At 46.5% G+C, this 23238-nt stretch carries 23 protein-coding genes and 1 pseudogene; 10 read left to right on the top strand and 14 right to left on the bottom strand.

What is annotated here, in order from left to right:
• Positions 1-163: 163 nt before the first annotated feature.
• The 4 genes from GNT65_RS12980 (at position 164) to GNT65_RS12965 (ending at position 2514) form a co-directional block, all read left to right on the top strand.
• Positions 164-979 (top strand): substrate-binding periplasmic protein, encoded by an 816-nt coding sequence (locus GNT65_RS12980; RefSeq protein WP_160796856.1) that lies wholly within the window; start codon positions 164-166, stop codon positions 977-979.
• 135 nt (positions 980-1114) lie between these two features.
• Positions 1115-1330 (top strand): DUF7661 family protein, encoded by a 216-nt coding sequence (locus GNT65_RS12975; RefSeq protein ID WP_160796854.1) that lies wholly within the window; start codon positions 1115-1117, stop codon positions 1328-1330.
• Positions 1331-1362: 32 nt separating this feature from the next.
• Complete coding sequence (locus GNT65_RS12970) at positions 1363-1920, top strand: DUF2937 family protein (protein ID WP_160796852.1); 558 nt, start codon at positions 1363-1365, stop codon at positions 1918-1920.
• Between the two features lie 120 nt (positions 1921-2040).
• Entirely contained in the window at positions 2041-2514 is a 474-nt protein-coding gene (locus tag GNT65_RS12965) for a peroxiredoxin (protein WP_160796850.1), read from the top strand.
• 66 nt (positions 2515-2580) lie between these two features.
• Here GNT65_RS12965 and GNT65_RS12960 read toward each other — a convergent pair whose 3' ends face one another.
• The 4 genes from GNT65_RS12960 to ompR form a co-directional block, all read right to left on the bottom strand.
• On the bottom strand, positions 2581-3426 hold the full coding sequence (locus GNT65_RS12960) for a hypothetical protein (protein WP_160796848.1): 846 nt from the start codon (positions 3424-3426) through the stop codon (positions 2581-2583).
• A gap of 104 nt (positions 3427-3530) precedes the next feature.
• Positions 3531-5492: a methyl-accepting chemotaxis protein gene (locus tag GNT65_RS12955; RefSeq protein ID WP_160796846.1), complete on the bottom strand. Its 1962-nt coding sequence runs from the start codon at positions 5490-5492 to the stop codon at positions 3531-3533.
• Between the two features lie 146 nt (positions 5493-5638).
• Entirely contained in the window at positions 5639-6949 is a 1311-nt protein-coding gene (gene envZ / locus GNT65_RS12950) for a two-component system sensor histidine kinase EnvZ (RefSeq protein WP_160796844.1), read from the bottom strand.
• 21 nt (positions 6950-6970) lie between these two features.
• Positions 6971-7696, bottom strand: a complete 726-nt coding sequence (ompR, locus tag GNT65_RS12945; RefSeq protein ID WP_160796842.1) for an osmolarity response regulator transcription factor OmpR — start codon at positions 7694-7696, stop codon at positions 6971-6973.
• A gap of 405 nt (positions 7697-8101) precedes the next feature.
• Between ompR and GNT65_RS12940 the strand changes: the two are divergent.
• Positions 8102-8242 (top strand): annotated as a pseudogene (locus GNT65_RS12940) (transcription elongation factor GreB); the annotation flags it as partial.
• Positions 8243-8446: 204 nt separating this feature from the next.
• On the opposite strand, the gene GNT65_RS12935 reads toward GNT65_RS12940, so the two are convergent.
• The 4 genes from GNT65_RS12935 to GNT65_RS12920 are packed head-to-tail and all read right to left on the bottom strand — an operon-like array spanning position 8447 to position 11551.
• Positions 8447-8692 (bottom strand): hypothetical protein, encoded by a 246-nt coding sequence (locus tag GNT65_RS12935; protein ID WP_244952180.1) that lies wholly within the window; start codon positions 8690-8692, stop codon positions 8447-8449.
• Positions 8693-8719: 27 nt separating this feature from the next.
• Complete coding sequence (locus tag GNT65_RS12930; protein WP_160796838.1) at positions 8720-9823, bottom strand: SAVED domain-containing protein; 1104 nt, start codon at positions 9821-9823, stop codon at positions 8720-8722.
• A complete protein-coding gene (locus GNT65_RS12925) occupies positions 9820-10311 on the bottom strand; it encodes a type II CBASS E2 protein (RefSeq protein ID WP_160796836.1) in 492 nt (163 codons plus the stop codon). The genes GNT65_RS12930 and GNT65_RS12925 overlap by 4 nt, the downstream gene beginning before the upstream one ends.
• Positions 10301-11551 (bottom strand): cyclic GMP-AMP synthase DncV-like nucleotidyltransferase, encoded by a 1251-nt coding sequence (locus GNT65_RS12920; protein ID WP_160796834.1) that lies wholly within the window; start codon positions 11549-11551, stop codon positions 10301-10303. The genes GNT65_RS12925 and GNT65_RS12920 overlap by 11 nt, the downstream gene beginning before the upstream one ends.
• A gap of 305 nt (positions 11552-11856) precedes the next feature.
• Here GNT65_RS12920 and GNT65_RS12915 point away from each other — a divergent pair, with 305 nt between their 5' ends.
• The gene (locus tag GNT65_RS12915) at positions 11857-12792 is read left to right on the top strand and encodes a BrxR family helix-turn-helix transcriptional regulator (RefSeq protein ID WP_160796832.1); all 936 of its coding nucleotides are present in this window, start codon (positions 11857-11859) and stop codon (positions 12790-12792) included.
• A gap of 75 nt (positions 12793-12867) precedes the next feature.
• Here GNT65_RS12915 and GNT65_RS12910 read toward each other — a convergent pair whose 3' ends face one another.
• Positions 12868-14283 carry a DEAD/DEAH box helicase gene (locus tag GNT65_RS12910; RefSeq protein WP_160796830.1) on the bottom strand — a complete coding sequence of 472 codons (1416 nt, stop codon included), beginning with the start codon at positions 14281-14283 and terminating at the stop codon, positions 12868-12870.
• A 5-nt stretch (positions 14284-14288) separates the two neighbouring features.
• Positions 14289-14828, bottom strand: coding sequence for a response regulator (locus GNT65_RS12905; protein WP_160796828.1), 540 nt, complete (start codon positions 14826-14828; stop codon positions 14289-14291).
• Between the two features lie 132 nt (positions 14829-14960).
• On the opposite strand from GNT65_RS12905, the gene GNT65_RS12900 reads away from it, so the two are divergent.
• The 4 genes from GNT65_RS12900 (at position 14961) to GNT65_RS20550 (ending at position 17139) form a co-directional block, all read left to right on the top strand.
• Positions 14961-15167, top strand: a complete 207-nt coding sequence (locus tag GNT65_RS12900; protein WP_033540323.1) for a helix-turn-helix domain-containing protein — start codon at positions 14961-14963, stop codon at positions 15165-15167.
• 456 nt (positions 15168-15623) lie between these two features.
• Positions 15624-16130 carry a DUF695 domain-containing protein gene (locus GNT65_RS12895; protein ID WP_160796826.1) on the top strand — a complete coding sequence of 169 codons (507 nt, stop codon included), beginning with the start codon at positions 15624-15626 and terminating at the stop codon, positions 16128-16130.
• Between the two features lie 111 nt (positions 16131-16241).
• Positions 16242-16556, top strand: coding sequence for a DUF2004 domain-containing protein (locus GNT65_RS12890; RefSeq protein WP_160796824.1), 315 nt, complete (start codon positions 16242-16244; stop codon positions 16554-16556).
• Between the two features lie 202 nt (positions 16557-16758).
• Complete coding sequence (locus GNT65_RS20550) at positions 16759-17139, top strand: hypothetical protein (RefSeq protein WP_181006290.1); 381 nt, start codon at positions 16759-16761, stop codon at positions 17137-17139.
• A 252-nt stretch (positions 17140-17391) separates the two neighbouring features.
• Here the strand turns inward: GNT65_RS20550 and greB are convergent, their stop codons facing one another.
• Genes greB through gmtY form a run of 4 tightly spaced genes read right to left on the bottom strand, consistent with a single transcriptional unit; the run spans position 17392 to position 23115 of the window.
• On the bottom strand, positions 17392-17886 hold the full coding sequence (gene greB, locus GNT65_RS12885) for a transcription elongation factor GreB (protein WP_160796822.1): 495 nt from the start codon (positions 17884-17886) through the stop codon (positions 17392-17394).
• A gap of 21 nt (positions 17887-17907) precedes the next feature.
• Positions 17908-18531: a gamma-mobile-trio protein GmtX gene (gmtX, locus tag GNT65_RS12880; RefSeq protein ID WP_160796820.1), complete on the bottom strand. Its 624-nt coding sequence runs from the start codon at positions 18529-18531 to the stop codon at positions 17908-17910.
• 1 nt (position 18532) lies between these two features.
• On the bottom strand, positions 18533-21814 hold the full coding sequence (gene gmtZ / locus GNT65_RS12875) for a gamma-mobile-trio integrase GmtZ (RefSeq protein WP_160796818.1): 3282 nt from the start codon (positions 21812-21814) through the stop codon (positions 18533-18535).
• A complete protein-coding gene (gene gmtY, locus GNT65_RS12870) occupies positions 21811-23115 on the bottom strand; it encodes a gamma-mobile-trio recombinase GmtY (RefSeq protein ID WP_160796816.1) in 1305 nt (434 codons plus the stop codon). Before gmtY ends, gmtZ begins: the two co-directional genes overlap by 4 nt.
• Positions 23116-23238: the final 123 nt, after the last annotated feature.

Below are 23238 nucleotides of genomic sequence, written 5' to 3'. Positions count from 1 at the left end.
ACCACACGATGGCTTATGGGGATAAAGACATTTCCTTGAAGTCGTTTATACTACTTTTTTGTGACATCTTAGTCATACTATGAGTATGGCTAAGGCGACGTCCAATGCGTTGGATAAGATAACTCGCCTATACTCTATAAGAATATTTCTTATTGGCCTCTCTATGAACTCGAAACTCTTTCTGTTGTTACTGCTGTTTGCCTGGCAGCCCTGTGTGGCGACGCACCTAGAGGTAGGTGTTAAGGCGATTCGCATCTGTATCGATGAGACTGAGTATCCACCATTAAACTACTTCATCCGCCTCGACGGTCAAAAAACCACTGTGAATGCCGGTTTTGATATTGAGTTGTTACGGAGAGTACTAGCCTCATCAGACTGGCAAGTAAATCTGGTCGCTGCACCTTGGCCCCGTTGTTTGTTGGAGGTGGAGCAGGGGCGCCTCGATGCCGCCATGGCCGCATCGGCCAACGCTGAGCGCCGGGCAACTTTCCTATTGTCACGGCCTTATTTCTATCTGAGTCCGTCCGTGGCCTTCCTGACAGAACGCTTTCCTTTATTAGCCGAAGATGGAATTCCCAAGCGACTGGATTCTCTGGGACGCGTCTGTGGCATAAGGGGTTTTAACTACGCCTACTATGGCCAACCGGACGATCTCGACATCGCCCGCAGCAACGAGATATTTCAATTTAGCGACCTACTGCTCAAGCGCCGCTGCGAGTTCTTTCTGATTAATCGGGAGGTCTTCAATGCCATCTTGCGCCTGGAGGGGCAGGAGACCCTGTCGGCTAAGCTCGCCATCTTGCCAATGGCTGGGGGGGCTAAGGTACCTTTCTACATGCTGGTGTCCCGTCGCAGTCCCCATGCTCAGGCGCTGGTCGAAGACTTTAATCAGGGGATAGATCGCCTGGAAAAGAGCGGTGCTTTGGCCAGGCTCTGGGCGCGTTTCACAGCGAGGCTAGGTGGGAAAGTTGCTCCCTGATTACCGTTTATCACTAAGAGCCTCTCCGCCTTTAATCTGCATATTTTCATATGAATGACCTTTAATGAGGCGGCTATTGTTATGCCCGGCGGCGAGTGTTAGCTTGCTTATTTAGTGGTGTCTTGGGAGAGAGCAATGATAAGGATTAATGTGTTTGGCAGATCTATGTCGGTGCGGCGCGTGGGCGGTGAGTGGCAGCTGTTTAATGAATCGCAAACCGGGATGCGTGCCCGCGTCTATGATGTGGTGATCCCACCCGAGCTGACCGAGGATGAGCTACCTGGTTTTCTGGATGATATCTATCATGAGCATGCCAGCGAGCAGCATCCTAGCGTGGTGATAGAGAGCTAATGTCTGTTAATTGAGAGGCAAAGGTTGGATTGATGCTAAGACGCTTGATGGATTACTTGAGACTCTTGTTGTTTGTCTGCGGCGTGCTGTTAGGTGTGCAGGTGCCGGCCTTTGTGGATCAGTATGGCAAGGCGCTTACCGCCCATACTCAAGAGGCTAAGCAGAGTCTGGCCGAGTTTCAGCGTGACGCCGACCGTTTCTTCGGCGGTGATATCGACAGGCTCATCGCTCACTATAAGCAGAACCCCGATGCCGTATTCAACGCCGGTGGCGAGAGCATCGAGGCGATTTACCATAGATATCGACTGCTGTCAGAGGCGCTAACTGAGTTCAATCAATCTGGCTACGGCGGATTCGACAGGCTTGTGCTGGCACCTCTGCCTGAGATCCGCCAGCAAGTGTGGCAGCACTTCAGCCACAGCATCTTACTCGATGGCCGTGCCATCGCCTTCGGCCTGCTGTTTGGTCTGCTGTTTGCTATGCTGTGCGAGCTGACGCTACACGGTTGTGGTCGTTGTTGCCGCGGCGCCTATCGACGGATTCGTCTCTCCGCTAAAACCTCGGGCGAGGAGAGGGTAGAGAAACCCTAAGGTTCGTCTGTGTTTGTCACCGCGAATAAGGGCTATGCTTGTGTAAACTGAGCATAAGTTCGTGAATATAAGTCAGCGAATATTCGCCAACAAGATTATTTAACTAATAAGGATTTCCCCATGATAGCCCAAGGACAATCATTACCCGCCGCGACCCTAGGTGAGTTAACCGAGAACGGCATGGTCAACCATGACGTGAACGAACTGTTTGCCAACAAGAAGGTGGTGCTGTTTGCCGTACCCGGCGCCTTTACCCCGACCTGCTCCGAGGCGCATCTGCCCGGCTATGTAGTGTTGGCAGATCAGTTTAAGGCCAAGGGGGTGGATATTATCGCCTGTGTATCGGTTAACGATGCCTTCGTGATGAAGGCTTGGGGCGAGGCGCAAAATGCCAGCGAGCTGATGATGTTGGCCGATGGTGACGCCAGCTTTACCAAGGCATTGGGCCTGGAGATGGACACCGCAGGTTTTGGTGGCATCCGCTCCCAGCGTTACGCCATGGTGATCGATAACGGTGTGGTCTCCCTGCTGAATGTCGAGGCGCCTAAGAGCTTCGAGGTGAGCAAGGCTGAGGTGGTCTTGGCGGCGTTATAATTTGCAAGATGAAAAAAGGGCGCCTAAGGCGCCCTTTTTTTGTGGTCATTGTTCGAGATTAATCTCTTAGAAGTAGTGTACATACTCCACGGCCACACGATAAAGGGTGTCTTCGAAGCCCAGCAGATCGACCTCGTAATCGCGGCTGATATATTGGGTCATGAAGTGCAGCAGGTTGTTCTGATTGGCGAGTGGGGTGACAACCTCCAGGGTAAGCCTGTCCATGGTGTAGAACTTGTCGCCGTCATAGCCCCACTGGCCGTCGAAGCGGCTCCACTTGGCACCCAGCTGCAAGCCCGAGTGGGCAAAGGTGTACTTGTTGCTCCACTCGAAGAAGTAGCCAAATCCGGCACGGTTAAGGTCTTCCTCACCACGGCCCATCTCTTCTCGCGGCCAGTCGTCGTCTTTCTCTTCTTCGCTGTAGCCCAATCCGAGTGTCAGGCCGAGATCATAGTGGTTGACGTCGCTAAAGCGGCGATTGAGCGACAGACCGGCGACGGCCAGCTGTTCAAATTCTTCCAGTTGCTGGCTGTTGTAATGCCCCTCGTAGCGGCCGTGAAAACTGAGTAGATAGTCTTGGTGTGCGCCCAGGGTGGCGAAGGGACGCTGGTAGTTAAAGCGCAGATCCATGGAGTTACGGAACCTGTCTTCATCGTACTTTTCCGAGTCGCGTTCGTAGTAGTAGGTTCCGCGCACCCGAAAGTAGTTGGTATCCAGTTGGTAGACATTGTTATAGCGCAGGTCATCCCAGATAAACGACAGGCCACCGCCGCGGGACATAGAGCTGAACTCTGAGTCAGGGTATGACTCCAGGCCAGCAATGAGCGACATGGCGTAGGGTGAGTTGTCTGAGTCTGCGAATGCGGAAAAGCTCATTAGGCCGGCTAAGCCGAGTGCGAGTGTTGTCTTCATGAGGCGCCTCTATGGTTCATCATCCGTTATGATGCGGCGCACCTTAGCACAAGATGGCTAATTTTTCTGCTAGCCAGGTTCCAGTTTGCTCCCGAGTCTCTATGTTAGGCGGCGCTCTCGAGAGATGGCTGTCCGTCGATGCCGAGGCTGGCTTCGATGTCGGCGACCCCTTGAGCGACCTCATCGGCGATCACCTCGCTCTGACTGGCGGCGGCCATGGCGTGTTGTTTCAGCGAGTCCATTGCTTGTGACAGGCTGTCCAGGTGGCTGGCCTGATCGACGCTGAAGCGGGTGCCCTGCTTGGCGGTCTCAGTCATCTCCTGAGACTGCTGCTGCACCGTCTGGGTGACCTGCCAGAGAGTCTGTGCTCCCTGGGCCTGCTTCTGGCTGGTGCTCGCTATTCCCTCTACGCTCAGGGTCAGTTGTTGGTTGGCCTCGGTGAGACGGCTCAATATGGTCACCACTTGCTGCAAGGATTCCTGAGTGCGTTGGGACAGGTTACGCACCTCGTCGGCGACCACGGCGAAGCCGCGTCCCTGCTCGCCGGCGCGGGCGGCCTCGATGGCGGCGTTGAGTGCCAGCAGGTTGGTCTGCTCGGCGATATTGCCGATCACATCCAATATGGTGGAGACGTCGTTGACCGAGGTAGAAAGGCTGTCCAGAGACAGGTGACAGTGGTTCACCGCCTGCTGGGTCTCGTCGGCGGCGCTCATGAAGGCCTGCACCTCCTCCTGACTGGCGAGCATCTGGCTATGGGTCTGCTGGGCATGTTGCTCGACCTGGCTGGAGAGTTCGCTTACCTCACGGGCGATGGCGCGCACCTGTTCGGTCTGGTTCTGCGCCGTGTCGACTATGCCTAGTGTGGTCTCTGTGCCCTGGGTCAGCTCGCCAATGCGGTGCACCAGCTGTGACAGCGAGGTGGAGATCTGGCCTATCTTGACCCGCTGGGCGGCATCTTCCGCCTCGAACCTGTCCAGCAGTTGATTGAAGTGACCGGCAATCTGCCCGGTCTCGCAGCGACGGGCTATAGTAAGGCGTTCGCGGTTGTTGGACTCGCTCAGACGCATGAAGGCCTGATTCAGGTGCCTGAGGGGCTTGACCACCCGGCGTTGCTGTAACAAGAGGTAGACAAGGGCAAACACCGCTAGCACTGAGACTACGCCGTAGAGCAGGGTCTGTAGCTGCTGCTTGAGGTGCAGGTTTTGTGCCTGCTGCGCCTGACCAAGTTGTAGCAGCTGATCTTCAATCTTAACGATGGCGGCCATCATGGCTTCCTGGGCGGCTTGGTTGGCCGTCAGCATCTGGTGGGTGTTGCTCACTTCCTTGCCGTAGCGCTGGCTGAGGGATAGCAGCTCGCTGTAGTCGCTCTCGCCTATCTCTATCTGTTCAGGCTCGTCATCGCCCAAGGCAAACTCGTCCGCCTCCTGAGTTTTATACAGGCCGAGTAGTGGCAGTTTGGCCAGTTGATCGTGCCAGTCGGTCAGGGCCTGGATTTGAGTCGCCAGCAGGGACTTGAGGCGCTGATCTTTGCCGATTAGATAGTCCTGGGTCAGCTGCGACAGCTGATATACCAAGGGCGGTAGACTCTGGGTCAGATGTAGGTATTCCTTGGCCAGCTTAGGGTGTTCAGCTAGGCCCTTGTCGGCATATTCGGCCAGGCGCTGGTTGTAGGAGAGCATCTCGCTCTCGGCGTGGGCCAGCAGCTGACGGGGGTTGCCGGCCAGCTTACCCGCGGCGCGGTATTGGGTGTCCAAGTCTTTAATAAAAGCCGATATAGCCCCTTTTAACCGCGCGGCCTCCTCGTGGGAGAACTGATCCAGGCTGGCGGCTATGGTCTTGAGCTGTTGTTTGGCGTCATTGAGTTGCTGGCTGTTGCCCGTGCTCAGATAGCTTTCCAGTTGGCGACGCACCTCGACCAGAAATTGCTGCTGCAGGTCGGCCAGCATCTGATGTTTCTGCTCTATCTGGGCACGTTCCTGGTTGCTCCATACGACGACACCGGCCAAGAGTGCGGCCAGCAGTAACAGGGTGGCAGAGGCCCAGAGAGAGAGGGTGGAAATTTTCATGATCAAGCGCCAATGACAGTTTGCGCCAGAATATGACGTAAACATTGCAAATTAATGACACGGCACTTAGATGTGGCACTTAGGTACTACACCTGACGATGAGAAGCGAGGGAGCTATTGCTAAAGATTTAGGGGGAGAGGGGCAACTATTCCAACGGCAACCACACCTGGGCATGCAGACCGCCTTCGGGCCTATTGGTGAGCACTACACGTCCTTGATGGCGATCGACGATACGCTTGATGATCGCCAGTCCCAGGCCGGAGCCGACGCTACCACGGGCACTATCGCCCTGGGTAAAGGGCTGGAACAGCTTGGGGATCTGATCGCTAGGGATGCCTGGGCCATTGTCTTCGACACCGAAGCCGACCCAGCGGCCGTCGAAGCTGGAACTCAGCCTTACCCAGCCGTTGCCGTAGCGGAAGGCGTTTTCCACCAGGTTACTGATGATACGTTTGACCGCCACCGCCTGCATAGGGACCTCTGGACACTCGCTCAGGGCAAGCACAATCTCGCCATCACGATTGGACTCGGCCTGGGCGATACCCTGCAGCAGCTCGTTTATCTGTGCCTGCTCGCGGTTGGCTTCCTGATCCTGACGTATGTAGGCGATAAACTGGTTGATGATGGCATCCATATCCTCGATGTCATGCACGATTCCCTCTTTGAGGTACTCATCCTCCTCCACCATCATCTCGGAGGCGAGACGGATTCGAGTCAGCGGCGTGCGCAGGTCGTGGGAGATCCCCGCCATCAGCAAGGCTCTGTCCTGCTCCAACTGCTGCATGCTGCGGGACATCTGATTGAAGGCGTTGGTTACCTCGATGATCTCTGTGGATCCGCTCGGTGGCAGAGGCGCGGGATAGTCGCCACGGGAGACGGCGATGGCCGCCTTCTGCAGACGCTTGAGTGGCTTGTTCTGCTTACGGGCAAACCACCAACCGCCGGCGACACTCAGGGCACCGATCACCATGAGATACAGAGTGAGGGGTGAGAGGCCAAATTCGTTGAAGCCGGTCAGGGGCACCTTGATCCACACAGACGGCGCCTGGGGCGGGCGGATCCAGATCTCGAACTCCTGGCCCTGGGCGATACGCACCTCGGCCTTGCCACCCAGGTGCTCCGACATCTGTGCCGATAGCAAGCTGTAGTAGGCGGCGCGATCCACCCCGGCCTCTCTGGCCTGCTTAAGATTGTAGATCTCCATGCTGTCGTCGCGCACCTTGGCGTTGAGGGCATCGACCATGGAGAGGTGTTCGCGGCCGATATCTATACCGTCGACGAACAGCAGGTTGACCTGACGGGCGATCAGCTGGTTGATCTGCTGGTAGGTGGGCTGAATAAAGTAGACGGCCACCGAAAGATAGGAGACCAGCTGATTCACCAGCAGCAGCGAGCCTATCAGCAGTACGGTCTGACTGAAGGCGCTACGGGGCAGAAAGCGTTTAAACCAGCTCATTATTGGGGACGATGCCTAGGGCTAACGCCGCGCGGCACCGTCGGGCACAAACACATAGCCCAGGCCCCAAACGGTCTGGATATATCTTGGGTTGGCGGCGTCTTTCTCGATCAGACGGCGCAGGCGTGATACCTGCACGTCGATGGAGCGCTCCAGCGCCGAGTAGTCACGGCCTCGGGCCAGGTTCATCAGCTTGTCCCGTGACAGCGGCTCTCTGGGATGACTCACCAACACCTTGAGCACGGCAAATTCGCCGCTGGTGAGGGAGATGGCTTCGTCACCGTGGTACATCTCACGGGTGGCCAGGTTAAGGGTAAATTCACCGAAGGTGATCTCCTCTTCCTGTTGGGTCGGCGCTCCTGGGACCTCGGGGGCTTGGCGGCGCATGACCGCCTTGATACGGGCCAGGAGTTCTCTGGGGTTGAAAGGTTTGGGCAGGTAATCGTCGGCGCCCAGCTCAAGGCCTATGATGCGGTCCACCTCGTCGCCCTTGGCGGTCAGCATCACGATGGGAATCGTATTGCCATTTTGGCGCAGGCGACGACAGATAGAGAGGCCATCTTCGCCAGGCAGCATAAGATCCAGCACCAGCAGGTGGAAGTTCTCCCGCTCCAGCAGTCTGTCCATCTGCTCGGCATTGGCTGCGCTCCTGACCTGGTAACCCTGTTCCATCAGGTAACGCTCTAGCAGGGCTCTTAGGCGCATATCATCATCGACAACGAGAATTTTAGAGGTTTCTTGTCCCATGCTCTCTATCCCTTATTTCAGTGCGATCGACTCAAGGTTTACCGCTCAACTGGCTGAATTTCAATATTAATCTTATGTGCCTGCTTAATATAGCCGCTTTGCTATTTAAAAGCCTAGCGAGATTTCATATTGAGGCGGGAGTAAAATTTACTAGTGTCGAAAGAAAACATTTGTAACATTCTGATATTAATTGAAATTATACCTTGCTAGAGCCTAGCTTAGGAAATTGTAACCAAATTGAAACTACCAGACGGCGACTGGTTGGGCGACGGCTAGTTTTACTGCTTCGCCAAGGTCGAGCCACGGAACTATTGTTTTTCAACGGCTGCACTGGGTATTATCTGGCGAAAACCGTTCGATGTGCGGGCGCTGCCTGCCATCATCTTGAGTCATGACGAGAGAAAGATGAAAGCCATGTTGATCACCCGCGAAGGGTGGCAAGCGCTCGACAGAGAGCTTAAGTATTTATGGAAAGAGTACCGCCCCGAGATCACCAAGAAGGTGCAGGAGGCGGCGGCCCAGGGCGACCGTAGCGAAAACGCCGACAATGAATTAGTTCTATTCTGAGTGTACTAATTTGTCTAGGTTGCTGATGTAACTAGATTTAACTCTAGTACCATACTTTTTTAGATGTACTATTTTCAGTTTTTAACACTTAAAACGTTTCGCCCCTTTCCAAGCTAGAGCATTTATCCATCACACTTAGTTGATGGATAATTGAACCACTTTTTCTGCACAGCCCCGACTTTGCTAACGCTTTTTGTTGGACTGTGACAATACAGAAGCTGCTAAAGATTTGGTAACATCATTGTATTTGTCGCTTTGTAACACTGCCGAAGCAACACTTTCCATTTCTGCACCGGTTTGATGTGATGTGCTGGATTGACTTAGTACTGAACCTGCTAAGGCTTTCTGAATCTGAGAAGAACCATTGCTCGTCAAAACAGATGAAGCCAATGAAGCCATTTGCGATGAACTTTGCTTTTTGTTAGTCATAATTGACTCCTTTTTCACTTTTAAACATCAAGCGACATGCTTGAATTCGGTTTGAATGACTGATGGTTTTTTACCAGCTTCATGCAGGATCTGTACACACCAGGGGTATCTCACTGGTTGGTGACGTTCGTATTGATAGGCAGAAACACTTGGTAGGTTACGCTTGTCATAGGCCTGTCCAAATCTGAAGGCTATGCTGTTTTGTGAGGCCAACACTAAATGAATGTGCCCGACCCCTTGCCCCAGAAGCGTTTTGCAATATTCTAGGAATTGCCCGCTTAGTCGGTCCTGTTTTTCTTTCGACCAGTGGTTGTTTCTGTCCAGCTGAGGCAGCGACAAATAGTGAACCGGCAAACCAGTGAAAACCGAAGCAATAGCCTGCCTATCAACGGGATAAGAAACCGAGACCGCGAGTACAACGGAATTACCTTTGATTGATGAAGGTTCAATGCTGAATTGTTCTCCGTCGTCAACGTCATCCAGTCCTCGCCAGTCCCCTACATCTCTATCCCAGTCATACACAGAGATCTGACTTTCATCATCTAATAGGTAGCCGGTATAAAACGTAAATGGAACTGGAGATACTCCGCCATATGCTATTGAGATATCAGACGCTGCTGACTGAGCCGTCTTCTCAGACAGACTCATTTTCAAATTATTAACTCTGGCTAACGCCACATCAGGCCTTGAGATTACATTGTCAGTAATCTTTTCCCGGATGTCATTGACTATTGATTCGACTGGCCATGAGCACTTATTTTTTATAAACTCACTCAATGGTGAATCCGATGTATCGACCAAGCCTCGTTGCTCGATGACTATGGTTTTCTTTTTATCGTTTCGCTTCTTTTCGTCTCGATAGCGTTGGTATTCCCAGACAGCCCCTAACACCATCAAACCGACGTCAACAATTAAACAAATACCTACAATAAACTGTGCTGTACTTGAAGATTGATACCCCAACGACAAGGTTCTCTCTGTATCTTTGTACATGATCGATACAGCCCAACCTCCTGCCAATGTTAGAGGTAACAAGTAAACCCCAGCCCTGAAAACCATCAATGCCGGTGAACGCTTCCTAAACAACCAATCTGCGGCTTTTTCAATAAAGTAACTGATAGATTTTTTCATCTTCCGCTCTCCGCAATTGCATCATGTTCAACACCGCCACCGTCCCATTCACCGCTGGATAACCAGAACTCAAAGTACACTAGCCATATTGAAGCCCATGGCAGAATCGTGTTTGCCAAGAACATGGTTGGTTGCCATTCGCTGACTTTGTTTTTTTGTTTGATTACTGGTAAATAGAGACAGAGTTGAGTGCCCCTTATGCCTGTTTGGTTCTGGTAAATATGGGGAATTTTTCGACCTTTGGCCAAGACCGATAAATCGGGCTCTTTAATGACGCAGACAGGAGAATGGTTGAGTGTATACTTAATCACCACACGGTATTCTCTTGAAAGTGGTGTGGGTTGAAGTGTACCCTCCCACAGCACCGTTTTATCATTGTCGGTAATCACGACTGTTCCCGGACAAAATTGCTTCAAAGACAGGTATTGTTCGCGAATGCCAATTTCTGGTTGTTCAAGTCGTTTTAGGAATAATGGATCAGTCGCCATAGAACTGATTCCTTTTAACAGACTCTACTGGGCTAACAACCCGCGAAGCCGCATGTACCTTTCCTGCAGTGGCAGCAGCTAAAGCTCCTGTACCAAGCGCAACGCGCAGATTCCCATTATTTCTGTTCTCATTAATGGCTTCGATAATTCGATTTTTGGCGGCAAGTACCGGCTTTTCCCCAAATGCACCGGACAGCGCTGCGAAAACGTTATCCATACCTTGATTGTTTGCACTCGCTAGACGCTCAAATGTATCGACTGCTGCCTGGTGCCAAGCATAAAATGCATTTCGGTATTTTTGCCCCTCTTGCCTTTCGACCCGATTCCACTTTTCAGCATAGTTCTCCGGTCTCATTGTGGGATTTGTGACAAAGACCCCATCAAAATTGATCTCAATATGAAGAGGCATCAGCTCAATAACGTCCAGAATCAAATCGAACTCGCTTTCGTATTCTTTTCCAGACTTTACGACATCGACGTAAGCTAAACTGGCTAACATCGTGATTATCACAGAGATTGGTCTGAAATCAGCGTGTAGGTTTTCGCCCTGCTGAGACCAAACGTCCCGATGGCGTTTCAAAATTTGGATAATCCTACTGAGCGGTTTTTTCTTTGACTGATCAGGTAATTCCGTAACGGATTTATTGGCCAAGGCTTCCAGAAGTTCGTGCCTTCTGCGTATTACTGGCAACATAGAACAGGCTTTCTCAAACCTTTGAGCCATCCCTTCAGGGTTGGATTCCTTAAAGCCTGTATGCTTATCCACTACCCACAAAGGATGGCCCTGTAACCCAGGAAGGTCGTATTCTTTGGCAGGTGTGATGTCTAAGTGATAATCACCCTTGTAGTTGATCCTAAGGCCTCTTGGCAGATCTTCCACCAACTCTTTGTAGACTTCGTTATCTTTAAGATGTTGTTTGACTACTTTCACTATTTCGTCTCGTGTTGCATGGCCTGCATTAGGTAAAAATAGGATTAGATCGACGTCAAATTCCTCTTGGTATAGAGGTTTGTTTGTTGTTCTCAGTCTCATCGAGCCTTGTGGATATATTTGCGCTTCTTTAAGTAATGGATGGTCACAACTCGCCAGATAGCTACCAACAGTGTTATAGGCTGTCTCAATACGTTCGCGCTGAGTTTTCGTCAGATCTAGGTTGTCAAACACAGAGTCCAACATTTCAACCAACATGGATTTCTTATGCTCACTGAGAGCTCGGGCATTAGTAAATAATTCGGTCACGGTATACCTCATTCAATGTTTTAGAGTGCCAGGAAATCCCTTTAACGTTGATTCATCACCTACTGCGCGATGAAGGAAGTTGACCTACCTATCAACATACTATACTGAAGACTTAAACCGATAACTACATATTGGTGTTGTACCGCCCTCTAGATACACTATATGGTGTTTGGTTAAGTTTAGTACAGCACCACGTATAATAATTAGATCTGACTCGTCGATCAAGTGCTTGTTGGTGATCTTTTTTTGGTCCATGATAGATAGACAGTAAGAGCGATAATTCACAACTTGCAATGAATGAAATTATGAACAATCAATACAGTTACTTAGAGCTTTTGGAGAAAACCCAAAGCACTTCCAAAGCAGATCGTCTGGCTTTCATTGATTTTCTATTAATGTTTAAAGGAGGTTTGAACCGAAGTGATTTGACTGACTTCTTTGGCATAAAGGAGGCATCAGCATCTGCGGCCATTTCTGACTATAAGAAGTATCGAAAAGATAATGTTTCGTACGAACATCGGGAAGGTAGGAATGTCATAAAGCTAAATACTTTCAATCCACTTCTTACATTTAGTGCTGAAAGTGCGCTTAGCATGCTGGCCAATGGGTTTAACAAAGGTAAGGTTGATAGCCAAAGATTTATACCGTACGAAAGAGTAGCTCTACTACCTAAAAAACTAGATGTCGAAATGATTTCAAAAGTAACGAGGGCTATCAGTAATAGAACCGCTATTGATTGTGAGTATTTTTCAAGATCTATTGGCACCCAGATAAAAAGAAAATTGTTTCCTACAGCTATTTTTTATGATGGCATTTCATGGATGTTTAGAGCGTATAGCTTAGGTAGTAAGTTCAATGATGATGGATTCAAGTCATTCAATTTCTCCAGATTGAAAGCAGCCACAGAAGTTCCGAATATATCAGCGTCTCCGACACAGCGTATTGAAAGTGATAAGGAATGGCACATGTCTATACCTGTCGTACTTAAAGTTCATCCATCGATTGAAGGAAGTCAAAAAGAGACTCTCATTTACGAGTTTGATATGGATAGGGATACTGAACAGCTTACTATTAGCGTTAAGGCTGTACTCTTTTATTACTTAGTTGAACAATGGAAAATTGACACTCGAAAAGTCAAAGAAATTGATGATGATCGACGTGGTAATGATAATTATAACTTTTTATTAATAAATCGCAGTACGATGGAAAATTATAAATGTATGGAAAATGTACTCAAATAATAGTCATAGGATGCCTACTAAACGAGGTCCACTCCACTTTGAAAAAGTGGTGTCACCATACTTTGTTGTGAGGGTTTAGAACGGAGAGCTAAAGGTTGAAACTACCTTTTCTCTAAAACCACCGAGAAGCTCAAATGACAATGATGCTGCAGGGGCTGATTGTTCTAGCGACACCAACTCTGCCAAATGTGACTGCGTATGTTCATCAAGGCAGGCTCGTCCAAATTTAAGTGCGCGAATGGACTTTGGGGGAATATTTGTGGATGGCAAAGGAAGGGTATTGCCTCGGCCCTGTGAGACTTCAGGTTCTAGTGCGTCCCGGAATAGCACTGGACTGTCAGGTATCTCTTCAGCTATGCGGTTTGCAAACTCGACAAGTTTTGGTGCAGCGAAGGTGTACAGCCAGGCTTCTTGGTTTTTGCTTTTATTTTTACGTAATACTCTACCTAGAACTTGCCTAAAATAGAGCTCAGTTTTGACTCTGCTTAGGTGGCAACATACCTGTAGACGTGGGATGTCAGTCCCCTCACTAATCATACCAACGCTAACAATCCAGTTTGTAGTGCCATTTCTGAATGCATCGATTTTTAATGACGGTTGTTGTTCTTTGTAGGTGACGATTTCAGCGGTTTGTGCAAACTCCTTTCTGAGAATATTCAGGATATGAATGGCATGTTCTACCGAAGATGCAACGACTAGTCCTGCTGCATTTGGATTGTGTAACCTAATGCTATTGAGCTTGTTTGTCGCCAGCTTTAACACATGTCGAACTGCTAAATCATTTCTGATGACCGATTGATAAGAAACCGAAGAACCTTTGAATAAATCATCTAGGCAATTAAACGTCTTAGTTTCATTCTCTTCATCAGTAACCGAGATTTTTTCATTATCAATTAAGACGATCTTGGGATTTCTGCATACTCCGTCAGCTACAGCTTCCCTTAAACCGTATATGTAATCGCATTGAATTTGGTTGTTTGGATCTGTGTAACGAGATAGAGCTATAGGTGCCTGATCTGAGCGCCATGGAGTGCCAGTTAATGCTAAGGTGTATTCTGCTTGGTTTTGAATATTCAGTAAGATCTCTTCTCCCCATGCATTCGCATCTTCTAGAGAACTGCCAGAGCAATGATGGATTTCGTCAAAAATGACGAGTACGCGATTTCGCTTTAGCAGCTGCCAAAAATCTTCGTTGAATGACAGCATACTTTGATAAGTGTAAGAGCAACCAATAGCCCCTATTACGCCATCGAAACGACAATCCAATCGTTTTGAAAATGCGGACTTGATCCCCTGAGATATATTGATGGAAGGTGAAAAGCAAAGCACAAAGTCGATTAGGCCTTCTTTAAGTAGTTGAGCTGCCACCTCGGCCGCCATAATCGTCTTACCGGCTCCAGGCGTGGCTAAACAAAGAAAGTGTCTGTGTTGGGTATTAAAGTGCTTTAGAGTGCGATTGACGCACTCTGATTGCCATTTTCTTAGTTGCATGCAGATTATTTACGCTGGTGAGAGAGGACAGATTTGATAGCCTTGATTTGCCCAAGTAGTTTTGAGCTTCTTTCTCTAGCTTGTAAGTACTGGGATTCGAGATGCGCCTTCATTTCGGGGAAGGACTGATACAACCGCATATACTCTTCTGACTCACCAATGCTAGTGAGTAGATCCACTTCAGATTCTTTCAAACGCTCTTCAAGTTGCCTAATGGCATGATTAGTTGTCGAGGGGGCTGATGTGTTCTGGTTTGCCGTGGCCGCTGTTGTATTTTGCACGATGAATTTAGTCTCAAAAAACAGCTCAGACTTTTGGTACACAATCCTTTTAGAGTTTTTTGTTCCCTTCTTAAGCAGTAAGCCTTTCTTAACCAGTCTATGGATTTGCCTGTAAACATACTTGCGAGCTTCGATTGGCTCTTCGATCGTTGAAGACATTGCCAAGTATGCGTCACGTAATCGTGTCACACTGAAGTTGTCAAAGTTCTCATCCTGGAGAATTGAATATAGTTGAGCGTTAATCTTGATGGATGGTTTTGACATTACTTTCTCGCAAAGCGGCTCTTTATCTCTAACTCTCCGGGATAGGAGAGCTTTGCATTATAAATGCGGATTATAATCCGTGGCTTTATAAGCCGCAACTTTGGATAGTCTTTCTCTTTAACGAGACGAAAAATGAAAGACTTAGCTATCCAGTTTGGTGCGAAATTACGCGATAAGCGCAAGGCTCTCGGGATCTCACAAGATAAAATGGCGTTGTTGGCAGAGATAGATCGTAGCTATGCAGGACGAATTGAGCGGGGAGAAGTCAACATCACGCTCGAAAAGGCCTATCAACTAGCTGAGGTTTTGGGGTGTGACGTAAGAGAGTTATTGCCCTAGTTTAAGAACGGCCGCAATTTCAATCCCAGAGGTACCTCAATGTTATCCTGCAACTTCAAAGTTAGCATTTTCTTAACTCGAAAATGCCCCAAAGTTTGTTAGCAAGTTGTCGGCGGAGCAGTAACGAACGGACTTTCTGGCCTAGAAGTTTTCATCGCTACACCCGCGTGATGCAATTCACTTCTCCCCATCAAAAAACTGGATAAGTATACAGTCATATTCAAATCATAAGGATTTTGAACGACTTTTATCCTGTATTTGTGCGCGTTTTCTCATTTTGGAATAAATAAATGGCTTTAAAATTAACTGCTTATAATACTCGTTAAGTAGATAATAGGTTTGGAAAACGCGCATGCGCGTTTTTCCAGATGGTATATTGGGAAAAATGCTGATAAGTTCATTACATACAGATAGTTAGCTATGCGCGTATTCACTGGTCCAACGAGGTAAACGCGCATGCGCACTAATAAAATGTTAAATGCCATGAATAAATTTTTAGTAATCATAATATTTTGGAGTTCTTTAGTGTCTGAGGTTTTAGCGGAAAACATCTACTTTACTGCTACAGGAGAGGAAGGTGGTAAGCCACTTATTTTCAGAAGTCTTAAAGATGTTCCTGAAGGCTCGCAAGAGAGCCAATATCCGTATTTAGTTTCCATTATTTGGCGCTACGTGTCTGCGAATGAAGGCGGAATGCCTGATGAGCAAACTAACAATGCTCAAATTGATTTTGAAGATGCCTTGGAGCATTTAGATAAATCCGATGTAAGTCATTTGATGCTTGTAGTAACAGGTAATGGTAGAAAAGAGTGGCATTGGTACGTAAAAAGTGTTGATAACTGGATGGAAAAGTTGAATTCCGCTTTGCAGGATAAGTCAATTTACCCTCTTGAAATTGATAATAAATATCAAGCTGATTGGAAACTTTATCATCAGTTTGTGTCTGGTGTGAAAGGCATTTAACAAGGCCTTTAAACGGAACAAAAACAATTGGCTTTGTTTCGTGCCTCAACAAGTGTAGCCAACTATTTTTGTCCGCTTAAGGCGGCGTTAAATTTTTCGGAGAGATAGTTAATGGATTCGAGTCAGAAGGAGAAAGCTCTGGAAGCAATTAAGGCTACTATTGGCACTGAAGAAGGAGAGTATGGAATCGATCTATTTGTTTCCCATCATCTAGAAGAGCTAAGTAAGTCTGACTGGAAAAATGCAATCGGTATTGAAGAGCCAACTCCTAGTGAGGTCTTCAACTCTCTGGTATTGCAAGAGTGCTGGGATGATGAAGATGGTATAGCGTATGATTTCACGCTGCCAAATGATGCTACAAATTATTTAATCAGTGTTAGATTCGATGAGGAAGGTAACATTGAAGATATTACCATGGAAAGCTAAGGGCCAAAATTTAACAAGGGCCAGCAACGGACTGTCAAAAGTGTCACTCAAATTGCTGGCGCAATTACGTGCCACTTTAGCCAGCCGCTGTGGCCGGCGTTAAGTGTTCATCTTAGTTGGAGTACATTTTATACGTTATGGTTGTTAATGTAGAAAGCAACCTGGCACGTACTCAAATCTTAGTTTAAATAGGATATTTTATATGAATGAAGAGTGCCCCAAATGTGGAGCGAAATTTTCGGTAACTGAAGTCGGTGGTGGTGGAATATGTGGAGCTTGTCGAGAGCCAATTGATTGTCCTTATTGCCATGAAACTGTTAGAGAAGAGCGTACTACAGGAACATTTATCTCGACACTTATAAAAGTCCCTGACAGCCATCTTGCTCGATACCTTGGCATTTCTGATGATGATTGGGAAGAAATGGGAGCTGAGCTTAATGCAAACACTGGTAATAGTGGAGAAATGACTTACTGCTATTGGTTCATAGTACCAGAGGATACTCCTGAAGAGGTTTTGCATAAAACTGGTTGGAAAACTGGACAAATTATCGATGATATTCCCTTAGATGTTGTAGATAACTAAGGTGACGGTTAAGGACCTATTCTGGTGCAAGAACACTTAACAAGCAGCTCAAATGCGTTCCGGCCACAAAAAGCGTGGCCGGAACCGGACTCACTGACGCTCGCGGTTGGCGGGGCGTTATCCCATAGAAATTTTTATCCGAAGCTGATAGGTTAGAGTTAAGGCTTTAATTCGAAAATGTCCAATTGAGAGTTACGGTACGAGCATGTCTACTGTACGATCTAGTCTGAACTAATACATCTTATCAATTGCTTAAGTTTGAGAATTGGTTTTAGGCGGTTGATAAGAAATGCTATTCACATACCAAACCTGCTCACCTGTTGGCGTTTTAACAACTGCTTCATCATCCACCTCTTTTTTTAGCAATGCCCGCGCCATGGGGGAATCAATAGAGATGTAATCATTGCGACCATAGATTTCATCAGGGCCAACTATGCGGAAGCTTTTTGTATCGCCATTATCATTTTCAATTTCAACCCAGGCACCGAAAAAGACCTTACCATCTTGCTCTGGAGAGTACTCAATGACTTTGATAGCTTCAATGCGCTTTCTAAGGAAGCGTACACGAGAGTCAATTTGCCTAAGAAGACGTTTGTTCTCCTTGTAGTCAGCGTTTTCTGAGCGGTCGCCAAGGCTAGCTGCCCAGGTCACTTTTTTGGTGATTTCAGGCCTGTACTCGCGCCAGAGGTAATTAAGCTCTTTATTGAGTTTCTCAAACCCTTCTCGGGTAATTAGGTTGGTTCTCAACTGTGTATTCCTAGTCCTTGCTTACAAATACTGCAATGCTTTTTTTATCGCATCTATGGTTGCAACAGGGAAAAATGTTTCTTGTTCATCGACCGTCAATATACTTCCATTTGGGCCTATCTCCAATCGTTGTCGGCGCAAAAACTCCGATGAGATTAGGTGCTCTAAAGCATCTCGCTCCAAGTTGGTGAGTTTAGTGGTAGTTGATGCTGATGAATCGCCGTCAAATATCTCAATAACTTGATCAATTGGTACGATTTCTTTTACTAACTTTTCTGCTGCAATTTTCTGAGAATAGAGGATGTTAGCTTGAAGTTTTACAACAGGATCTTTTAATTCATCAATCCATGCGTAGCGTTTACTTTTGCTGGTTGTTGCTTTCGGTTTTTCAGATTTTCCTGAGGTGTTTACGAAGCTAGCAATAAGTGTTCTATATGGTTCACCTGTTTTATTGCGAATGCTCTGAGCTGCTGGGACTCCACGGCCCTTTCCAAGCCGTGCAATAGTGGAATAGCTAAATTCACTTAGCCCTCTTTCTTGCTGTTCAATGCAAATCTGATAAATAGCATCTAGTGATCTCTGAATGCGTGAAGAGACCGTTTTATTTAGTTGTTCAAGTACTATTTGAGGGGAGATTTCTGACATATTAATTTACCAACTTTAGAGGGGTAGAGTTTGCGAATAATTCTTTGATGTCACAAGTTGATAACCCATCGGCCTCAGTGAAGTCGTTTAACCCTAAACTGCCATTAATAAGTTTATCGATCTTTTCCCAGCTTTGCAGTCTTGTGAGCATAAGTTGAGTCATTTGATTGCCAACAGCCAGTTGCTGCTCTTCACTAAGAAATACAAACTGCGGGTTCAGCCCATTTTGAATCAATATTTTATCGAGAGCCTGACTGCGTCTGGTTACAGCTAACTCGTCGCTACAGCTATGATAGAGTTCGGCATTTTCACATACTTCAGATAGCAGCTGGAAACCACTGACATCATCCAGCTCAATATTCACTTCAAACTCATGCGGTACGATCAAATGTAGTTTTGAACTGTTGATGTTTTCTTCTTGGTTGATGAGTTTTTTGCAGCTAATCAGGTATTTATGGATGGAGTTCATGTCAGACATGTATAAGTCCATTTTCTTCGCTCTAGTTTCTATCTCGGAGTTTAGTTTCCGTCTTTCAGCTTGGAGTTGTCCTTTCTCCTTTTCGAGTTTATCCAATTGCTCATTTTGGGCTTTTTGTCGATAAATTTCATGTGAGATCACATCGATTTGGGTGATCGTTTGACTTAGCTCGCCTTCTAACTTTGCATAGCGATGTGATTGAGTGTTAACGGCTAAGCTTATTTCATTAAACAGTGCCGTTAGTCCCATCATAAAGGCAGGTCCAGTAACAAAGAATCGGCATTGAATGCAATTTTGCTCCCCTAAGTATCCCGCATTGACTGGATGGTAGATATTTGTTTTCATTGCCAATGGAGAGCCGCCTTCGCTACAAAAAGCGCCACCGACAGGGCACATGCCAAAATCCTTAAACAGATAGCTAGAAGCTGGCCGAATATTATCTATGGTTTGTAGATATTCTTGGCTATTTGCTATCAACTGGCTTTTGCACTGCTCAATTCGTTGAGCCTCTATGAAACTTCTTAATGTATCTGTGCTTTTGCTTAATGCTTGCTTTTCTCCTACCTCTAGTCGTTCTCGAACATTTGCGCCTGTTTTGCCACTTTTTATATAGTAAATAGACATGATAATCGATGAATGTCCGACTAGCTTCATAATCACTTCGAGTGGCATGCCAAATTCGTAAGCATAAGCATTGATCAGGCTTACTCGCATGGAGTGAGGCGTATATTGCGACTTAAAGCGTGAAATAGGGATACTCTGTAATTGTTGTATTTGTTTGTAGCACTCTTTATGGCTTTGTCCGTTATAGGTCGCAGAATTCAATTGTTCTCCTGATGAGAAAAACAGTGCTGCTGCCAGCCTTGTTGCTAAGCGTCCACCAAATGTACCTGGCTCGTTTTCTTGATAGTCTCGAAAAAGAAAACAGTTAATACCTTTTTGTTTTCTTTGGATCTCATTTAAGTTAGTTCGGGTGCAATCAAGCCACTTTGTCGGTGCAATGATAGGGTTGTATTTTTCTTGCCATTTCCGCAATTTTATTAGCCAATAGGCTAATTCCAATGGCATAAATGGGATGGCATATCCTTCACCGTTGAAGTTAGTCTTATTTGAGGTGTAGTAAACACCAAAGTCATTATCTTTTGTTTTGCTGACCATGCTTTGACGTGTCGTGAGGCCCGCTAATTGGCTTAGGTTCTTTTTCCATACTACTTTACCGTTTTGAATGTCAGGCACTTCTGTATCTGCTTCACCTGAGTCGCAATAAACTATTTGCCTCCCTCTAGCCGGCAACTGCATTAATGCATAGGTATAGGTCCAATAGATAGGCAGCCATAGGAACGTTTTACCGCCTTCAACTTTGGTTACACAGTCAGGATCTGAGGGGGCAACGGGGAATGAATCATCAATAAGAATCCAGTCTGCAGAGAACTTATGAAGATGATGCAGTTCTGAGTAACTAGTCTGGTTGAGCATTGAGTTTGGAGGTAGGATCCATTCTCTGGCGTCTTTTACGAATTGATAGGGTAAGGCTAGTTTATTCGTCTCATTGATTGATACTGGCATTTGCTCACCATCGAAATTGACATGTGAAAAAGGGTTTTTGGCTCCTTTTATGCGATATATCTCTCCCGTATCTTCATCTTCAATGGTTAGAAAATTAGCAATTATCCAGTCTAAATATTCATTAATTGAAAAAAGCCACTTTTTCTTACGTGTAATAGTAGCTTTTTCAAACAATTCGAGCATTGGCTGAATGTTGGTTTTTCCTCTGGTTAAATATTCCAATGGTGAGGTTTCAAAGTTATTAGGCTCAATATATTCTCGAACAAATTCACAAAGGTCTTTCGCTTTGGTATCGCCTCCCCTTGCAGACTTTAAAAATTCGGTTATCAAATTGGCCCATTCTTTCCACTTTGGCTCAAAATATTTGACTTGATATGGTCTTGTTGTGCCAAAGAAGTCAAATGTATTTGTCCACCCTTTTCCTCTGTAACACTCTATCGGGGATGAAGGAATATGGGGATCATTTAGCGTTACGCGCATTTTTTTATAGTCTGCCAGAGTACGACATTTTTGCTCTAAAACTATCGATCGCAGTTTTTCATATGGGTATGGACGAGGGATATCTAACAGATCGAACCAATCTACCCATTCTTTTAATTTTTTGTCAGGTTTAGAGGGTAGCTGAGGATAGATTTTTCGACATTGGCGATACTGCATCGAGTCTTTTATCGCCAGTACTTTGCAGGCTCTCTTTAATTCAGAGAGAGTGTCTATCTGAATTGGCATCAAAAATTGAGTATATGATTGCCACTCTGTTGAATAGGTAACATGAGGGGTACTGGGTAAGCGAGGGTCCTTACTCCTGCGCTTTTGGTATTCGGAGCTGGTGGCGATGGCCAAGGCTTGCGTCGCCTGCTGAGCCTCGGCGAGGGTGGCATAGAATTTGTTATTAGTGCCCAAAAATGCAGGCCAGCTCTGCCAGTCGGCTGCATAGGTTCGGTCTGGCTTGCAGGGTAAGCGAGGGTCCTCACTCCTGCGCTTTTGGTATTCAGAGTTAGTGGTGATGCCCAAGGCTTGCGTGGACTGCTGAGCCTCGGCGAAAGTGGCGTAGACATTTGGGGGTTCTTTGCCTAAAAATTCAGGCCAGTTGTGCCAGTCGGCTGCATAGATTTCATTTGGGCTGCTGGGTAAGCGTGGGTCCTCACACCTACGCTTATAGTATTCGGACCGAGTGGTTATGACCAAGTCTTGCGTCGCCTGCTGAGCCTCGGCGAGGGAGGAGTAGAATTTTTTTTTCAAAGCTCCAACATCCTTATTTTTTCTCTAATTTCTTTGTCTTGTGGCTGTAAATAAACCAAGCAACTAAATGGACTTTTATGGTGCATCGCTTTTTGTATTTCTAATTGGTTGAAGCCCGCTTGGTTTAGACGATAGCCGTAGGAGTGCCTGTGGGAGTGTGGGCTAGTGCCGAGGCGTTTCCCAACTTCAAGTCCGATGCGTTCTACAGCTCGCTTGTGTTTTTGAATGAAGTTTTTCTTCGATTCAGGCTTTCCTATCGAGTTGCTAAAAAGATATGGATGAGCCCCATCAACTCTTACTGCTAAGTATTTGTGTAATAACCAGGAGAAATCGTTGGCCTTGTTTGCTGGGAAAAACATGACATCAAATGATAGGTTTCGATTTGTTAGCAGAGGTTGCTTCCAGCCGGAATAAAGCTTATGGGATCGTTTGTACTCATTTCGTGGCTTTTGACGAAAGCGACTGTTTAAGTAGTCTCTGCGATTTGAGAACCTTGGTTCAGGACTTGCTCCATCACTGGGATGAAAAACTGAAACAATTGCTGAGCCTGATTTGGTATCAACTGAAATGTCACTGGTATAAATATGGAAGCATTCGGATAATCTAAGACCGCCATAATGCATCAGCATCACAATTAGTAGGCTTCCGAAATCCATGTCACCGGTTCGGGGGTTTAGAAAACCATATTGTAAGAAACGTTCGAAATGCTCTTCTGGGAAACGATGTACTGATTCAATTGCCAATAGATGATTCAATGGACCTTGAATGTTACGCACCACAGAGGAGTGATGTTTTGATGGATTGCTAAGGTGGTTTAAGAAACAGTTTGACTGGCGTTTATAGTATGCGCACCAGCGCATTCTCTCTTCAGCTTTAGTGGCTTTTCTTAATGGATTTAGATTGGGTAGCTTATGACCATGAAGTTCATCTAGATAGTCGCAATAGAAGTTGATGTGGCCAAGTATTACGTTAACATCCTCAACCCTTCTTGATTGCCAGTACAAACCAGATTGGTCATCGTTTGAGTTATCTATTGAACCAAAGCATAGGGTATCGACAAACGAGCGAAGCATCTCCGTGGCCGAAGTAGAAGTATTTATATGGGCATTAATAAATTTTAATAGTAGTTCTACTGCAAATACATTTCGTTCAATCCAAGATTGAGATTTGTGACGTTTTGAATAGAGGAATCTGAGATGCGATACAAGGAGACCTTTTTCAGTAAAAATTGCAGGAAGCGTAACCATTAAAGCTGACTGATTCGCTTTATAGTAAACATGCCTCTTGAAAACATAAGCCATACATCACTTCCTAAACTAGATACTTTTTATTACATAGTTAGTGTTACTAACATATGTTCTTTGAAAGAAAATCTATTGATCTAGAGCATTAAACTATTCACTTTCACTTACTTAGTATGCTTA

Origin of the sequence: Shewanella insulae (assembly GCF_009831655.1) — a bacterium.
Taxonomy (GTDB): domain Bacteria; phylum Pseudomonadota; class Gammaproteobacteria; order Enterobacterales; family Shewanellaceae; genus Shewanella; species Shewanella insulae.
Note: the sequence above shows the minus strand (reverse complement) of the source record. Positions and strands in the feature narration are given on the sequence as shown.